12 protein-coding genes are annotated in these 14,324 nt (G+C 59.7%); 1 reads left to right on the top strand and 11 read right to left on the bottom strand.

Annotated elements, in window-relative coordinates:
• Positions 1 to 4 precede the first annotated feature (4 nt).
• Genes trpC through ACIPIN_RS27070 form a run of 3 tightly spaced genes read right to left on the bottom strand, consistent with a single transcriptional unit; the run spans position 5 to position 2,490 of the window.
• Positions 5 to 841: an indole-3-glycerol phosphate synthase TrpC gene (gene trpC / locus ACIPIN_RS27080; RefSeq protein ID WP_401124223.1), complete on the bottom strand. Its 837-nt coding sequence runs from the start codon at positions 839 to 841 to the stop codon at positions 5 to 7.
• Positions 838 to 1,887, bottom strand: a complete 1,050-nt coding sequence (trpD, locus tag ACIPIN_RS27075) for an anthranilate phosphoribosyltransferase (protein ID WP_401124220.1) — start codon at positions 1,885 to 1,887, stop codon at positions 838 to 840. The genes trpC and trpD overlap by 4 nt, the downstream gene beginning before the upstream one ends.
• A 9-nt stretch (positions 1,888 to 1,896) precedes the next feature.
• On the bottom strand, positions 1,897 to 2,490 hold the full coding sequence (locus ACIPIN_RS27070) for an aminodeoxychorismate/anthranilate synthase component II (RefSeq protein ID WP_019693903.1): 594 nt from the start codon (positions 2,488 to 2,490) through the stop codon (positions 1,897 to 1,899).
• 399 nt (positions 2,491 to 2,889) lie between these two features.
• Here ACIPIN_RS27070 and estP point away from each other — a divergent pair, with 399 nt between their 5' ends.
• Entirely contained in the window at positions 2,890 to 4,800 is a 1,911-nt protein-coding gene (gene estP / locus ACIPIN_RS27065; protein ID WP_401124218.1) for an esterase EstP, read from the top strand.
• Positions 4,801 to 4,972: 172 nt separating this feature from the next.
• Here estP and trpE read toward each other — a convergent pair whose 3' ends face one another.
• The 8 genes from trpE to ACIPIN_RS27025 all read right to left on the bottom strand — a co-directional run bounded on the left by trpE (position 4,973) and on the right by ACIPIN_RS27025 (position 13,920).
• Positions 4,973 to 6,454 (bottom strand): anthranilate synthase component I, encoded by a 1,482-nt coding sequence (gene trpE / locus ACIPIN_RS27060; protein WP_401124216.1) that lies wholly within the window; start codon positions 6,452 to 6,454, stop codon positions 4,973 to 4,975.
• A 70-nt stretch (positions 6,455 to 6,524) separates the two neighbouring features.
• The gene (locus tag ACIPIN_RS27055; protein ID WP_401124213.1) at positions 6,525 to 7,343 is read right to left on the bottom strand and encodes a phosphoglycolate phosphatase; all 819 of its coding nucleotides are present in this window, start codon (positions 7,341 to 7,343) and stop codon (positions 6,525 to 6,527) included.
• Positions 7,340 to 8,014, bottom strand: a complete 675-nt coding sequence (gene rpe / locus ACIPIN_RS27050; protein WP_071553123.1) for a ribulose-phosphate 3-epimerase — start codon at positions 8,012 to 8,014, stop codon at positions 7,340 to 7,342. The genes ACIPIN_RS27055 and rpe overlap by 4 nt, the downstream gene beginning before the upstream one ends.
• 80 nt (positions 8,015 to 8,094) lie before the next feature.
• Positions 8,095 to 9,243 (bottom strand): iron-containing alcohol dehydrogenase, encoded by a 1,149-nt coding sequence (locus tag ACIPIN_RS27045; RefSeq protein ID WP_401124210.1) that lies wholly within the window; start codon positions 9,241 to 9,243, stop codon positions 8,095 to 8,097.
• Between the two features lie 203 nt (positions 9,244 to 9,446).
• The gene (locus ACIPIN_RS27040) at positions 9,447 to 10,271 is read right to left on the bottom strand and encodes an ABC transporter permease (RefSeq protein WP_401124208.1); all 825 of its coding nucleotides are present in this window, start codon (positions 10,269 to 10,271) and stop codon (positions 9,447 to 9,449) included.
• Positions 10,272 to 10,284: 13 nt separating this feature from the next.
• Positions 10,285 to 11,532 carry an ABC transporter permease gene (locus ACIPIN_RS27035; RefSeq protein WP_401124205.1) on the bottom strand — a complete coding sequence of 416 codons (1,248 nt, stop codon included), beginning with the start codon at positions 11,530 to 11,532 and terminating at the stop codon, positions 10,285 to 10,287.
• 170 nt (positions 11,533 to 11,702) lie between these two features.
• Positions 11,703 to 12,746 (bottom strand): ABC transporter substrate-binding protein, encoded by a 1,044-nt coding sequence (locus ACIPIN_RS27030; protein WP_401124203.1) that lies wholly within the window; start codon positions 12,744 to 12,746, stop codon positions 11,703 to 11,705.
• Positions 12,747 to 12,795: 49 nt separating this feature from the next.
• A complete protein-coding gene (locus ACIPIN_RS27025) occupies positions 12,796 to 13,920 on the bottom strand; it encodes an ABC transporter ATP-binding protein (RefSeq protein ID WP_401124201.1) in 1,125 nt (374 codons plus the stop codon).
• Positions 13,921 to 14,324 lie beyond the last annotated feature (404 nt).

Genomic DNA, 14,324 nt, shown 5'->3' with positions numbered 1-14,324 from the left:
AGATTCAGTCGAGTGTAGAACCACTGACCGCTACGCCGCGCTCCGGAAAGAACAAGCGTTGCAGTTCAGCACCCGGACTTTCGGCGCGCATGAACGCTTCGCCGACCAGGAACGAATACACCTCGCTGATTTCCATCAGCTCGACGTCGGCGCGATTAAGGATGCCACTTTCAGTGATGACCAGGCGATCGCGTGGGATGCGCGGCAGCAGATCGAGGGTGGTTTCCAGGCTGACTTCGAAGGTGTGCAGATTGCGGTTATTCACGCCGACCAACGGAGTATCGAGGGTTTTCAAGGCTCGCTCCAGCTCGTCACCGTCGTGGACTTCCACCAGCACGTCGAGGCCAACACTTTTGGCGACAGCTGCCAGCTCGGCCATTTTCACGTCATCCAGCGCGGCAACGATCAACAGCACGCAATCGGCGCCCAGCGCACGGGCTTCGACGATCTGATAAGGATCAATCATGAAGTCCTTGCGGATCACCGGCAGTTTGCATGCAGCACGCACCTGCTGCAGGTAGATGTCGGCGCCCTGGAAGTAATCGATATCAGTCAGCACCGAGAGGCAAGTCGCCCCGCCCTTCTCGTAGCTCTTGGCGATGTCGGCCGGCACGAAGTTCTCGCGAATCACGCCTTTGCTCGGCGAAGCCTTCTTGATTTCAGCAATCACCGCCGGCTGCTTGAGCTTGGCCTGGGCGAGCAGCGCCCTGGCAAAACCGCGCGGTGCATCGGCCACCCTGGCCAACGCTTCCAGCTCGGCAAGCGTTACGCGAGCGCTACGCTCGGCCACTTCCTCGACTTTGCGGGCGAGAATCTTTTCCAGAACCGTCGGTACACTCATGCCTCATTCTCCACTCTGAATACCGCGGTAAACGCACCCAACTCTTCAAGTTTTTCACGCGCAAGGCCGGTATGCAGCGCGTCATGAGCCAAGGCAACCCCCTCTCTCAGGCTGCTCGCATGATCAGCGGCATACAGCGCGGCACCGGCATTGAGCACAATCATTTCTGCGGCTTTCTGACCGTTCTCGGTTTTGCGGCGCCCCAAGGCATCGCGAATCAGTTCGAGCGAGGCCGCCGGGCTCTCCACTGCCAGGCCGTGCAGGCTCTGGCTCTTCATGCCGAGGTCTTCAGGCTCGACCCAATACTCGCTGATCTGGTCATCCTTCAATTCCGCCACAAAGGTTGGCGCCGCCAGACTGAACTCGTCCAGGCCATCCTTCGAATGCACTACCAGCACATGTTTGCTGCCCATACGCTGCAAGACTTCGGCCAACGGGCGGCACAATGCCTGACTGAACACGCCCACTACCTGATGCTTCACGCCGGCCGGATTCGTAAGCGGGCCGAGCATGTTGAACAGCGTACGCAGGCCGAGATCACGGCGCGGGCCAGCGGCGTATTTCATTGCGCCGTGATGGGCCTGGGCGAACATGAAGCCGATGCCGACGTTGTCGATGCAACGCGCCACTTGAACCGGCGTCAGGTTCAGGTAAATCCCGGCCGCCTCCAGCAAGTCGGCGCTGCCGCTTTTGCCCGAGACCGCACGGTTACCGTGCTTGGCCACGGTGCAACCGGCCGCCGCCACCACAAACGAAGCAGCCGTCGAGACGTTGAAGATGTTCGCGCCATCACCGCCGGTGCCGACCACATCGACGACACCGTCGAGGGTTTTCAGCTCGACCTTGTCCGCCAGTTCACGCATGACCGAAACGGCGCCGACGATCTCGTCAATGCTCTCGCTTTTCATGCGCATGGCCATCATGAACGCGCCGATCTGCGCGTCAGTGCATTGCCCGGTCATGATTTCGCGCATCACATCGCGCATTTCATCAGTGCTCAGGTCCAGGTGGCCGACGATACGGCTCAGGGCAGTCTTGATATCCATGGAAAGTCCTTAGCGCGTGCCGCCGGTTTGTTTGAGGAAGTTGGCGAACAGCTCGTGGCCCTGCTCGGTCAGGATCGACTCGGGGTGAAATTGCACCCCTTCGATGTTCAGTGTCTTGTGGCGCAGGCCCATGATTTCATCGACCGAGCCGTCTTCGAGCTGAGTCCAGGCGGTCAACTCCAGGCAATCAGGCAAGGTTTCGCGCTTAACAATCAACGAGTGATAGCGGGTGACGGTCAGCGGACGGTTAAGACCTTCGAACACACCCTTGTCCTCGTGGAATACCGGGCTAGTCTTACCGTGCATGACTTGGCGAGCGCGTACCACATCACCGCCAAACGCCTGGCCGATGGACTGATGCCCGAGGCAGACGCCAAGAATCGGCAGTTTGCCGGCGAAATACTTGATGGCTTCGATGGACACGCCGGCTTCGGTCGGGGTGCATGGGCCGGGGGACACGACGATACGCTCAGGCTTGAGCGCTTCGATTTCGGCAATGGTCAGCTCATCGTTGCGCACAACCTTGACCTCGGAGCCTAGCTCACCGAGGTACTGCACAACGTTGTAGGTAAAAGAGTCGTAGTTATCGATCATCAGCAACATGGTTTGGAACCTCTTGAATTCACTGACTTTTGAGACGGCCTTCGAATGATTTACCCGCAGTCTTGCTGCGCTCAGTCAGTTGCTGGAATGGAACCAGCAAAAGCGGCATTTCATACAGGTAAGAAGGCAAACGGGTACAGGTCCGGCCGGACCGGCAGAGAAAATTCAGGCGCGCCAACGCCAACGGGCGTGGGCCTTGACGACTTGATCCAAGAGTTTGCTGACGATCAACACGGGGCAGGTCTCATTCATACGTTCCCGCACAGTAACTTAGCTGAGCAGAGCGTGCAATATGGTGCAGCGCAAGCAATCGATGCGGCCTTTAGCCATAGCTAAAACGCAAAAGTTTTTGGTACTGTCGTTTCGTTTACTACAACAATAAATAAAACGGACTTTCTCATGATCAAACAGACGTTGTGTGTACCGCTCGCCGGTTGTCTTCTTGCAATGGCCTGCGCTCAGGCCATCGCGGCGCCCGCCCCCTATTCGAAATTCATTGTCTTTGGCGATAGCCTGAACGACGCCGGGCAGTTTACCGATACTGGAGGTCCCGCAGGTGCAACCGAGCGGTTCACCAACCGCGTCGGACCGACCTACAAGGATGGCAACGGCGAGGTTCGCGCTGCCAACTCGACGCAATTGCTGGGGGGGAAACTAGGATTTTCGCCTGACCAAACGGCCGCTTCCACCTCGGCAGCCCGTGCCAGCCAAGGCCTGCCAGACGGCAACAACTGGGCTACGGGCGGCTACCGCACCGATCAGATCCTCGACTCGATCACCACCACCTCGGACACCGGTGAGCGCAGTCGGCCTGGTTATCTGCCGACCAATAACTTCCGTGCCGACCCGAATGCGCTGTATTACCTCTCGGGTGGCGGTAACGACTTCCTTCAGGGTCGGGTGACCAGCCTTGACCAGGCCAACGCCGCAGCCGATCGACTGGTCAACAGCGTGCAGGTGCTGCAACAGGCTGGCGCCAAGTACATCATGGTCTGGCTGTTGCCTGACATTGGCCTGACCCCTGCGGTCAATGGCAGTCCGCTGCAGGCCTTTACCTCCCAGCTCAGCGCCCAGTTCAACACCGAACTGGTCAGCCAGTTGCAGCACGTCAACGCCGAGGTCATTCCGCTCAATATACCGCTGCTGCTCAAAGAGACCTTCGCCAACCCGGCGCAGTTCGGCCTGGCCACCGATCAGAACCTCACCGCGACCTGCTTCAGCGGCGATAGCTGTACGGAAAACGCCCGGTACGGTATCAACAGCGCCACGCCGGATCCGACCAAGTTGATCTACAACGACTCGGTCCACCCGACCGAAGCCGGGCAATGGCTGATTGCCGATTACGCTTATTCCCTGCTCGCCGCTCCCTGGGAGCTGACATTGTTGCCAGAGATAGCCCAGGGCACATTACGCGCGCACCAGGATGAACTGCGTAACCAATGGCTGGCCGACTGGGAAAACTGGCAAGGCGTTGGCCAATGGCGGGCGATCGTCGCCGGTGGTGGCCAGCATCAGGATTTCGACGACCAACGCAGCAGCGCCAGTGCTGACGGAAACGGCTACAACCTGAACATCGGTGGCAGTTACCGCCTCGATGACGCCTGGCGCGTAGGCGTAGCGGCAGGGTTCTATCATCAGAAGCTTGAGGCAGGCCAGGACAACTCGCAATACAAGCTCAACACTTACCTGGGCACGGCGTTCGCCCAGTATCAGCAAAATCGCTGGTGGGCTGATGCCGCTCTGACTGCCGGGCACCTGGACTACGACAGCCTCAAGCGAAAATTCGATCTGGGCGTCAACGAGCGCGGAGAAAAAGGCGATACCAGCGGCTACACGCTGGCCGCCAGCGGCCGGGTAGGCTACGACATCGCGCCGTTGGCCAGCAGTCCGTGGCACCTGTCGCCATTCGTCAGTGCCGATTACGCCAAGGTGCAAGTCGATGGTTACTCGGAGAGCGGTAACGACTCTACTGCTCTGACTTTCGCTGACCAGAAGCGCACCTCCAAACGCCTCGGTGTTGGCTTGCAGGGCAAGTACCAGATCACCCCGCAGACTCAGGTATTCGGCGAGTTCGCTCATGAGCGCGAATATAAGGACGATACCCAGGACCTGACCATCAACCTCAACAGCCTGCCCAACAACCGTTTCACGCTGCAGGGGTATACCCCGCAAACCAACCTGAACCGCCTGAACCTGGGCGTCAGCCACAAACTGACCCCGGACCTGGCGTTGCGTGCCAGCTACAACATTCGCAAGGATGACGACTTCACCCAACAGGGCATCAACGTGGGTGTCAGCCTGGACTTCTAAACCGCCGGCAATAAAAAAACGCTGCCTCCTCTCGGAGGCAGCGTTTTTTATGGCACGGCTATTGTGGCGAGCGAGCTTGCTCGCGCTCGGCTGCGAAGCAGTCGTAATCGGGCCTGCTTCGCAGGCCAGCGGGAGCAAGCTCCCTCGCCACAACAAGCTCACTCGCCAGAAGTCAGTTTTGTGGGGTTTGCTCGGCCAGGGCCACGGCGCGGAACATGGCGCGGCGCTTGTTCAGGGTTTCTTCCCATTCCAGTGCGGGCACCGAGTCCGCCACAATGCCGCCACCGGCTTGCACATGCAGTTCACCGTTTTTGATCACCGCCGTGCGGATGGCAATCGCGGTGTCCATGTTGCCGTTCCAGGCGAAGTAACCTACCGCGCCACCGTAGACGCCACGTTTGACCGGCTCCAGTTCGTCGATGATTTCCATCGCGCGAATCTTCGGCGCGCCCGACAACGTACCTGCCGGCAGAATCGCCCGCAGTGCGTCCATCGCCGTCAGGCCGGCTTTCAACTGGCCGGTGACATTGGAAACGATGTGCATCACGTTGGAATAGCGCTCGATGACCATTTTCTCGGTGAGCTTCACCGAACCGATTTCCGACACGCGACCGGTATCGTTGCGGCCAAGGTCGATCAGCATCAAGTGCTCGGCGATTTCCTTGGCGTCCGACAGCAGGTCTTCTTCAAGCAGCAGGTCAGCTTCTTCGTTGGCCCCGCGCGGGCGAGTGCCGGCGATCGGCCGCACGGTGATCAGGTTGTCTTCGACCCGCACCAGCACTTCCGGCGAGCTGCCAACGACGTGGAAGTCGCCGAAGTTGAAGAAGTACATATACGGCGTCGGGTTGAAGCAACGCAGCGCCCGGTACAGATCGATCGGCGCGGCCTTGAAGTCGATGGACATCCGTTGCGACGGCACCACCTGCATGCAGTCACCGGCGAGGATGTATTCCTTGATGGTGTCCACCGCCCGCTCGTAATCGTCCTGGGTGAAACTGGAACGGAACACCGGATCAGCCGCTTGTTGCTTGCTGAAGTCCAGGCCACGACGTGGGGTGATCGGCTGGCGGAGTTTTTCCAGCAGTTCTTCCAGACGCGCCTGACCTTGCTCAAAGGCGTTGTCCTGCGACGGGTCGGCCAGCACGATCGCGTGCATCTTGCCGGCCAGATTGTCGAACACCACCACCGCATCGGAGACCATCAGCAGAATGTCCGGCACGCCCAACGGATCCGGGTTCGGGCACTTGCCCAGACGCTTCTCCACGTAACGCACGCAGTCATAACCGAAGTAGCCCACCAGACCACCGTTGAAACGCGGCAGACCGGCAATGGTCGGCACGTTGTAACGCGCCTTGAACGTTTCGACGAAGGCCAGCGGGTCTTCGACATCGTGGCTTTCTACCTCGACGCCATCGACGGTCACGCTGACGTGATGGTCATGCACCCGCAGCACCGTGCGGCACGGCAGCCCGATGATCGAGTAACGGCCCCATTTCTCGCCGCCCTGCACCGACTCCAGCAGATAGGAGTTGGGCTCGTCGGCCAGTTTCAAGTAGATCGACAGCGGTGTGTCGAAGTCGGCAAGGGTTTCGCAGGCAAGCGGGATACGGTTGTAGCCGGCAGCGGCCAAACGCAGGAATTCTTCGCGGATCATGAGGTGCCTCGTGGCTTGAGGGTCAAACGGTCAGGTGTGCAAACGCGCCGGATAGCCGGCCAGGATCAAGTCAGGCGCGCCAACGCCAGCGGGCCAGGGCCTTGATGACTTTCATCCAGAGTTTGCGAGTGACCACCACGATGGAATTTCCAGGAGGGGATTGAACAGCGTCGGGCAACGTTATCTCAGCGGCCGGATCCAGGCAACCGGGAATTAGTTTGCGCAGATCGTCGATCACCAACGCCGGCGATTCTTCGGCAATCGGCCGGCCATGGTTATAGCCATAGCTCAGGGCTACGCACTTCACGCCCGCCGCCTTGGCCGCCAGCACGTCGCTGCGCGAGTCACCGATGAACAGCGACTGGGAGGCCGGGATATTGGCCATTTTCATCACGAAAAACAGCGCCGCCGGGTCAGGTTTTTTCTGCGGCAGGGTGTCGCCACCGATGATCCAGCGGAAGTAACGGCCGATTTTCAGCTGATCCAGCAACGGAGCGACAAAGCGCTCCGGCTTGTTGGTGATCAATGCCATTTCGACGCCCTGCTTGCGCAGCCACCTTAGGGTTTCGCGTGCGCCGGGGTAAACCATCGTCAGTTCATGGCCGTCCGCGTAGGCTTCCATGAAAATCTCCAGCGCGTGCTCGGCCTCGCCATCATCGATACTCGCGTGATCGATATTGCCCGCCAGTGCGCGACGGACCAGCACCGGCGCACCGTTGCCAACCCACTCGCGCACCGCGTCGAGACCTGCCGGGGCACGCCCGAGTTTGAGCAGCATGTTATCCACAGCCACTGCCAGGTCCGGGACCGAATCGATCAGCGTGCCATCCAGATCGAACATCACCAGCCGCGGCAGACGCCCCGGGAACAGTTGCTCAAAACCACTCATGGGCGAGCCAGTGCCAGTTCGGAACGCATCTTTTCAATCACTTCCTGGTAGTTCGGCGCATTGAAAATGGCCGAGCCGGCGACAAAGGTGTCAGCGCCAGCAGCGGCGATTTCCCGGATGTTGTTCACGTTCACGCCACCGTCGATTTCCAGGCGAATGTCACGGCCCGACGCATCGATCATCGCGCGGACTTCGCGCAGCTTGTCGAGGGTACCTGGAATGAATTTCTGCCCGCCGAAGCCCGGGTTGACGCTCATCAGCAGGATCATGTCGACCTTGTCCATCACGTACTTGAGCACGTCCAGCGGGGTTGCCGGGTTGAACACCAGGCCCGCCTTGCAACCACCCTCGCGGATCATTTGCAGGGAGCGGTCGACGTGCAGCGTAGCTTCCGGGTGGAAGGTGATGTAGGTCGCGCCGGCGTCGATGAAGTCGCCAATGATGCGGTCTACCGGGCTGACCATCAGGTGCGCGTCGATCGGCGCGGTGATGCCGTACTTGCGCAATGCCGAGCAGACCATCGGCCCGATGGTCAGATTTGGCACGTAGTGGTTGTCCATGACATCGAAGTGAACGATGTCGGCGCCGGCGGCCAGAACGTTGTCCACTTCCTCGCCCAGGCGGGCGAAGTCGGCGGAGAGAATCGACGGAGCAATAGCGAAGGGCTGCATGACGCACCTTTTTTGAGCAAAATCACGATGGCGCGCATTGTATACCTCATGCTTTGACGCGCGCACCGTGACCGCGATGATCAGTAGGCCGCTCGATAGATCTTTTCAATATCGGCAGTGCTCAATTTGCGCGGGTTGTTGCGCATCAATCGCTCTATTCCCGCGGCCTCCACGGCCATCGCCGGGATTGCATCTTCCGGTATGCCAAAGCTGTGCAGACCTTGGGGGATTTCCACTGCGGCACAGAGTCGCGCCATGGCCTCGACGGCTTTATCCGCCGCCTCGTCAGCGCTCAACTGCGCCGTTTTCACGCCAAGAGCTTCGGCGATATCCCGCATGCGCTCGACGCACGCCATCTTGTTCCAGTTCATGACGTACGGCAGCAACAAGGCGTTGCTGACACCGTGCGTAATGTTGAAACGCCCGCCCAGCGGATAAGCCAAGGCATGCACCGCGCCGACCCCGGCGTTACCGAACGCCATGCCGGCCATCAGGCTGGCGGTGGCCATGTCTTCACGGGCCTGCAGGTTCGAAGGGTTGGCGTAGGCCTTGGGCAATGCCGTGGCGATCAGCTTGATAGCGCCGATGGCCAGCGCGTCGGTAATCGGCGAGGCGTTGAGCGACAGATAGGATTCGACAGCATGCACCAGCGCATCGACGCCACTGGCGGCCGTCACACTGCGCGGGCAAGTCAGGGTCATTTGCGGGCTGACCAGAGCAACATCCGGCAGCAAGTAATCACTGATGATGCCTTTTTTCAGCTGCGCGACCTTGTCGGAAAGAATCGCCACGTTGGTGACCTCCGAACCGGTGCCGGCGGTGGTCGGAATAGCAATCAGCGGCGGCCCCTTGCGTGGCACCTGATCAACACCGAACAAGTCCTCGAGCGCGCCGTGGTAACCGGCATAGGCTGCAACACTTTTGGCGATGTCGATGGCGCTGCCGCCACCGAGGCCAATCAGACCGTCATGCCCACCGTCGCGGTAAACGCGCATGCAGTCTTCAACGATGGCGATTTCCGGATCTGGCAACACCCGGTCGAAAATTTCGTATGTGCGCCCACCCAGTTGCGCCAGCGCCAGCTCCACCGTGCCGGACTTGACCAGCGCGGCATCGGTGACAATCAGAGGGTAGTCGACATCCAGACGGGTCAGTTCGGCGGCCAGTTGCTCGATAGCACCTGTGCCGGTGAGCAATTTGTGAGCGATTTTGAAAGAGGAAATACTCATGTGCGCAGCCTCTTATAAATAGGGGAGCTGGGCACAATAGTAGCTGGGGATTGGGGTTTGTCTGTTATTCAGCTGGCGAATGACAAAAGATCCAATGTGGGAGCGAGCTTGCTCGCGATAGCGGACTGTCAGTCGACATCAATGGTGAATGTCAGTCCCTCATCGCGAGCAAGCTCGCTCCCACATTTTGACCGAGTGCTCCGTTACACCTGCGCGGTACGCAGTTTCTCGCTGCGGCCACGCAGCCATTCCAGGGTCAGCAGCAGGAACACCGAGAAAGCGATCAGCAGCGTCGCGGCGGCGGCGATGGTTGGGCTGAGGTTCTCGCGGATACCGCTGAACATCTGCCGCGGCAATGTCGCCTGTTGGGGACCGGCAAGGAACAACGTGACCACCACCTCATCGAACGACGTCGCGAAGGCAAACAGCGCCCCTGAAATCACCCCCGGCGCGATCAACGGCAAGGTCACACGGCGGAACGCCGTCAGTGGTGAGGCCCCCAGGCTGGCGGCGGCACGCACCAGGTTTTGGTTAAAACCTTGCAAAGTAGCCGACACGGTAATGATCACGAACGGTACGCCCAACACCGCATGCACGACAATCAGCGAGATAAAGCTGTTGCCAAATCCCAGCGGAGCGAAGGCCAGGTAACTGGCCACACCGATGATCACCACCGGCACCACCATCGGCGAGATCACCAACGCCATCACCAGCGCCTTGCCGGGGAAGTCGCCACGGGTCAGGCCAATCGCCGCCAATGTACCGAAAACCATCGCCAGCACCGTCGCCGCCGGGGCGACAATCATGCTGTTCTTCAGCGAACGCATCCATTCGGCCGACGCAAAGAAGTCCTGATACCAGTGCAACGAGAACCCTTGCAGTGGATAGACCAGAAAACTCCCCGAGTTGAACGACAGCGGGATGATCACCAGCACCGGCAAAATCAGGAACAACAGGATCAGCCCGCAGAGAGTGCGCAAGCTGTAGAACCACACCCGCTCAACGGGCGACATATAAGGACTCAGCATTTCGATTCTCCCCTTAGCTCAGACGCAGGCGGCTTGCGCCTACCAGCCAGCTGTAAATCAGATAGAGCACGATGGTCGCCAACAGCAGCAGCCCGCCGAGAGCAGTCGCCATGCCCCAGTTAATGCTGGTGTTGGTGTAGAAGGCGACGAAGTAGCTGACCATCTGATCGTTCGGACTGCCGAGCAGCGCCGGGGTGATGTAGTAACCAATCGCCAAGATGAACACCAACAGGCAACCGGCGCCGACACCGGCATAGGTCTGCGGGAAGTACACCCGCCAGAAGCTGGCAAACGGATGGCAACCCAGCGAGATCGCGGCACGCATGTAGGTCGGCGAGATGCCTTTCATCACGCTGTAGATCGGCAGAATCATGAACGGCAGCAGGATGTGCACCATCGAGATGTAAACCCCGGTGCGGTTGAACACCAGTTCCAGCGGCTTATCGATGATGCCCATGGCCATCATCGCGCTGTTGATCAGCCCACCCGATTGCAGCAACACAATCCACGCCGCCACCCGCACCAGAATCGAGGTCCAGAACGGTAGCAACACCAGAATCATCAGCAGGTTGCTTTGGCGCGACGGCAAGTTGGCCAGCAGGTACGCCAACGGATAGGCCAGCACCAGGCAGATTGCGGTGATGATCAGGCCCATCCAGAAGGTCCGGGCAAAGATCTCAAGGTAGATCGCCTGATCGGGGGTCGCCGGGGCGATTTCGCCGAGGTCGTCGATCCGGTGGTCGACTGCCGCCAACAGGTAATACGGCGTCAGGCTGCTGGTGTTGCGGCGTACCGCTTGCCAATAGGCCGGGTCGCCCCAACGCTCATCCAGCGCTTCAAGCGCGTCTTTATAAGAGGCCGGTTCAGTCTTGAACGGCAGCGCTCGCGCGGTTTTGGTCAGCAGGCTGCGATAGCCGGCCAACTCCATGTTCAGTCGCTTGGACAGATCGCCCAGGCTTTGATTCTTGCGGGCATCGGCGAGGTCTTCGCTGGCAGCCTTGAAAACCGGATCCGCCGGCAAGCCTCGACCATCCCAGGTCGCAATGGCAGCCACGGTGCGCGGCATCCCGCCGACCACTTCCGGGTTACCGACACTTTTGTAGAGCAGCGCCACGATCGGCACCAGAAACACCAACAACAGAAACAGCACCAAGGGCGCGATCAAGGCCTGGGCCTTCCAGCGGTTGACCCGCTCGGCACGCGCAAGGCGCTGCTTCAAGGTGCGATTGGTGCCCTCGTTCAGGGGAACGGCGATGGCCATGGCGAACTCCGAAAATCTTGGATCATTTCAGAGGGCGGCCTCCCATAGCCGGGAGGCCGCCTCTGTTCATTGTGAAAACACGCACTCCGTAGGAGCCTGCGATCTTTTGCCTTTGACGCTGCGAAACAACCGCAAAAACCAGATCAAAAGATCGCAGCCTTCGGCAGCTCCTACTTGGCAGCCCACGAGTTGAAACGCTGCTCCAGTTGCTCGCCGTTGTCAGCCCAGAAGCTGACGTCGATCTGCACCTGATTGGCGATGTTTTCCGGGGTGGTCGGCATGTCTTTCAGAATGTCTTTGGACAACAACGGTACGGCTTGGGTATTGGCCGGGCCGTAGGCGATGTTTTCCGAGTAGGTTTTCTGCTGTTGCGGCATGACCGAGTACGCGATGAATTTCTTCGCAGCTGCGGCGCGGGCTTTATCCAGGCCTTTTGGAATCGCCCAGGCGTCGAAGTCGTAGATGCCGCCGTTCCATACCACTTTCAGGTGGCTTTCTTTCTGCACGGCAGCGATCCGGCCGTTGTAGGCCGAGCTCATGACGACGTCGCCGGAAGCCAGATACTGCGGCGGCTGAGCGCCCGCTTCCCACCACTGAATGCTTGGTTTGAGCTCATCGAGCTTCTTGAACGCGCGGTCCTGACCATCCTTGCTGGCCAGCACTTTGTAGACGTCTTTCGGCGCAACGCCGTCGGCCATCAAAGCGAATTCGAGGGTGTACTTGGCGCCTTTACGCAGGCCACGTTTGCCCGGGAATTTCTTGGTATCCCAGAAATCCACCCAACTGGTCGGTGCGCTTGCCAGCTTGTCGGCGTTGTAGGCCAATACGGTCGACCACACGAAGAAGCCCACGCCGCAGGGCTGGATAGCGCCCTTGACGTAGTCTTCGGACTTACCGAACAGCGCCGGATCGAGCGGCTCGAACATGTCCTCGTCGCAACCACGGGACAGTTCTGGCGATTCAACTTCGACCAGGTCCCAGGACACGCTCTTGGTGTCGACCATGGCTTTGACCTTGGCCATTTCACCGTTGTATTCGCCGGCGACGATCTTGCCGTTACCCGCGGCTTCCCATGGTGCGTAGAAAGCCTTGACCTGCGCCGCCTTGTTCGCGCCGCCAAACGACACCACGGTCAGGTCCGGGCCAGCCGCCATCGCGTGTGCCGCACCCATCATGCCCATAACGAGGGCGGTGAATTTCAGGGATCTCAACATTTATTGTTCTCTCCACGTGCAGGGTTGGTGTTGGTGAAACAGGGGGCGATCAGTTCGCCTCTAGAAGTGGGTCGAGCGCGCGAACGTGTTCGACCTGCCAGCCAAGCGGTACCACGTCTCCGACCGCCAGCGCCGGATCCAGCTCGGCGATCGGCTGTTTCACGAAGAAGTCGGTCTTGCCACAGACTTCCAGGCGAACACGGACGTGATCGCCCAGATAGATGAATTCCGCCACCCTCCCTGAGAAGCGGTTGACGCACGATTCGCTTGAACCGTTGAGGCTCACGCGCTCCGGACGAATGGACAGCGTCACTGGCTCACCGGTCTTGCCGACATTCACTGCCAGCGCTTCGACCTTTTCACCACGCCCCAGCTCAACCACGCAGCGGTCGCCGGTGTGGCTGTGCAAACGACCGTTGAGACGGTTGTTCTCGCCGATGAAGTTGGCAACGAAAGTGTTCTTTGGCTTTTCATAGAGCTCGCGCGGTGGCGCGATCTGCTGTATTTCGCCTTGATGGAAGACCGCCACGCGATCGGACATGGTCAGGGCTTCGCCCTGGTCGTGGGTCACGTAGACCACGGTCACGCCGAGGCGCTGGTGCAGGTGCTTGATTTCCATCTGCATGTGTTCACGCAGCTGTTTGTCCAGTGCGCCCAGCGGTTCGTCCATCAGCACCAGTTGCGGTTCGAACACCAGCGCCCGGGCCAGCGCCACACGCTGTTGCTGACCACCGGAAAGCTGCGCCGGATAACGCTGAGCGAACGCGTCGAGCTGAACCATGCTGAGCACGCGCTTGACCCGGTCACTGACGTCGCTTTTGTTCAGGCCACGCACGGTCAGCGGGAACGCCAGGTTCTCGGCCACCGTCATGTGCGGGAACAACGCGTAGTTCTGGAACACCATGCCGATGTCGCGCTTGTGCGGCGGCACGTTGTTGATGGAACGTCCGGCCAGCTGGATTTCACCAGCAGTCGGCGTTTCGAAACCGGCGAGCATCATCAGACTGGTGGTCTTGCCGGAGCCGGACGGCCCGAGCAAGGTGAGGAATTCGCCTTTGCGAATCTCCAGGTTGAGGTCTTTGACGATCAGGTTCTCGCCGTCGTAGCTCTTTTGCACTCCACGAAAGCTGACCAGAACATCACTCGCCCCAGCGCTTGAATCGACCTCGCTCATACCCGCACCTTTGTGTTCTTCATATGTAGGACTGCTGAGGACTAAGCCTAGTGGAGCCTTGGGACCACGCAAATCGGGGTGCAGGAGAGAATCGCCTCAGCCGGATGGAAGGTTGAGTGTAGGGATTGCCCTACAAGGATGGCGGGATTGAGTATGTCGCTGAGAGATCGCGGCAAGCATCAAGCTGCAAGCCACAAGAACCGGCAAAATCGGTCCACTCGGTATGTCGTAAATGGATACGCCCCCGTAGGAGCTGCCGAAGGCTGCGATCTTTTGGCGGCCTCAAGATCGCCGAAGATCAAGATCAACAGATCGCAGCCTTCGGCAGCTCCTTGTATCTCGACTATCGCTCCGTCAGGAGCGATAGTTCTCGACTGATCATCGAGGGAGGGACCTGGAAGCCG

It is taken from the genome of Pseudomonas sp. NPDC087697, assembly GCF_044743155.1.
In the GTDB taxonomy this organism is placed as follows: domain Bacteria; phylum Pseudomonadota; class Gammaproteobacteria; order Pseudomonadales; family Pseudomonadaceae; genus Aquipseudomonas.
This window is presented reverse-complemented; position numbering and strand designations above follow the sequence as displayed.